Origin of the sequence: Vibrio sp. 10N.222.49.A3, assembly GCF_041475145.1 — a bacterium.
Lineage (GTDB): Bacteria > Pseudomonadota > Gammaproteobacteria > Enterobacterales > Vibrionaceae > Vibrio > Vibrio tasmaniensis_A.
In genome coordinates this window covers 1-1,817 of record NZ_JBFRVM010000274.1, presented here as the reverse complement: position 1 = coordinate 1,817, position 1,817 = coordinate 1, and the positions used below count along the sequence as shown (strand labels likewise).

Here is a 1,817-nt window from a genome sequence, read left to right as displayed (position 1 = left end):
GGTTCATGGGGCGGATACTTTTGAACTACCAAAAAGGAACTCAAGACCCCTGTTTCGAGAGGCTTTCTTTGTTTCAGTGAGTAATCCTAAAACTATGATTTTTCTTTCGGCATTCTTGCCTCAATTTTTAGATACAACTCATTCTCATATGGCGCAATTTGTCATAATGTATCTATCAATTTGCGTTATTGTAGCGAGCGTCCATTTGAGCTACGCACTAGCCATTAGCCGCATAGGGAAAAAGCTGAGTACAAAAAAATTCGAGGGTAGGCTAGCAAAAGTATCAGGTAGCTTATTTATAGGGATGGGTAGTGGGGTCCTTCTAAGTTCAAAGCCCTAAATATACAAACTGTTTAAGACTGATTCGCAACGCGTGGCGGTTTGAGTTTGAATCGGCTTTAGTGATTAAGGCACAATGGTTTAGTTTGGTGGCAGCGTTACTCATTACTTTATTGGTCGTCAGGTGTAACTACGTTTCAGCACAAATAAATACAAGGATTATGTATGTTTATCATTTCTTTGACTTATCAGGTTTCTCTGGAGAAAATTGATGCCTTTATTCCTGAGCATGTGGATTATCTAAATGAACAATATGCTAAAGGTTACTTCATTTTATCTGGGCGCAAAGAACCAAGAACTGGTGGTGTAATTATTTCCACTATTAGCGACCGAAATGAACTTAATGAAGTACTTGCTTTAGACCCTTTTAATCGAGAAGGTTTAGCTAACTATGAAGTAACAGAGATAGTCCCTACAAAAGCATCAAACAGTCTAAAGTTCCTCGTTTAGAATCTGGCACATAACGAGTGTTTCAAGTGGAATTCGCAACGCGTGGCATTTTACTATGTGTTGGTTTTGGTGATTAAGCTAGCGTTATGCCTTATCAAATTCGGAGAATATATGGATATCTTGATTGAGCAAGAAATTGAGCTTCATCGGTATGAAATACGTCAGAGCCTTCCTGATATTGAGCGTCTAATCCATCCTAGCTTTTCTGAAGTTGGTAAATCAGGCACCACGTATGACTTTGCTTCAATTATAGAAATGATGAGTTCAGAACAACCTTCAGGAGTTCGAATTCATTCTCAAAACTATGAATGTGTTCAACTTGAACCATCGGTTCAGCTACTAAAATACGAGTCGGTTTTAATAGCACCGTCAGGCGAGACTACCGATTATGCAAAACGTTGTTCTATCTGGGCTTTTAATGGCTCACGGTGGCAATTGAAGTTTCATCAAGGGACGCCATGCTCAACTTTCGAATTGATCTAGAATCAAGCTTGGAAAGCGGGTAGATATAGGTTTTAGAACCAGATTCTTAACATTTGGCATTTTTTGGTTTAAATCAGCTTTAGTGTGTACGGCACCGTGGGTTAAGTTTTATGGTGGCTGCCCACTATCTAAGCGGGCTTCATGTTCTAGGAGGGAATTTTGCTCGATTTATTCAAGAAAGTGATTCTAATTAACCTCTCAGCGGCACTCATGGTTATAGCTCTAGCCCAGTTTGTTCCCTTCTTCGCGACTACTCAGTTGATCGACTTCTTGTTCTTTGTTGTCATCGTTATATGGATTATAGCGAAACTAATGTGGGAAGGAGGCATCCATAGTAAGACAACTCGGTTAGATGACCCGAGAACAGATAAGGTCTACAAAATGGTAGAAGGGCATGATTTCGAAAAAGATCAGCACGATCACTATCGCATGAACTACCAGACAGGTTTGGTTTTCTTTATAGCCGGTCTACCTGCATTTATTACTTGTTTAGTTCTTCAATTTCATTGAGTACGAACATAACAATAAGTGATCCGCACCAGCAG

Annotated in this window: 4 protein-coding genes; all 4 read left to right on the top strand. The window is 39.7% G+C overall.

Going from position 1 to position 1,817, the window contains the following annotated elements; all coding sequences use genetic code 11:
- Nucleotides 1-340, top strand: a 340-nt coding sequence (locus AB4589_RS24985) for a LysE family translocator (protein ID WP_372101915.1), incomplete at its 5' end; no start/stop codon positions are given.
- A 164-nt stretch (nt 341-504) separates the two neighbouring features.
- Complete coding sequence (locus tag AB4589_RS24980) at nt 505-789, top strand: YciI family protein (RefSeq protein ID WP_372101914.1); 285 nt, start codon at nt 505-507, stop codon at nt 787-789.
- A 111-nt stretch (nt 790-900) separates the two neighbouring features.
- The gene (locus AB4589_RS24975; protein ID WP_032555846.1) at nt 901-1,272 is read left to right on the top strand and encodes a DUF4440 domain-containing protein; all 372 of its coding nucleotides are present in this window, start codon (nt 901-903) and stop codon (nt 1,270-1,272) included.
- Nucleotides 1,273-1,431: 159 nt separating this feature from the next.
- Nucleotides 1,432-1,782, top strand: a complete 351-nt coding sequence (locus tag AB4589_RS24970; RefSeq protein WP_372101913.1) for a hypothetical protein — start codon at nt 1,432-1,434, stop codon at nt 1,780-1,782.
- The last annotated feature ends 35 nt before the right edge of the window (nt 1,783-1,817 follow it).

Coding starts and splice junctions, on each gene's coding strand:
- AB4589_RS24980 (WP_372101914.1), top strand. CDS start 505: ATGTTTATCATTTCTTTGACTTATCAGGTTTCTCTGGAGAAAATTGAT.
- AB4589_RS24975 (WP_032555846.1), top strand. CDS start 901: ATGGATATCTTGATTGAGCAAGAAATTGAGCTTCATCGGTATGAAATA.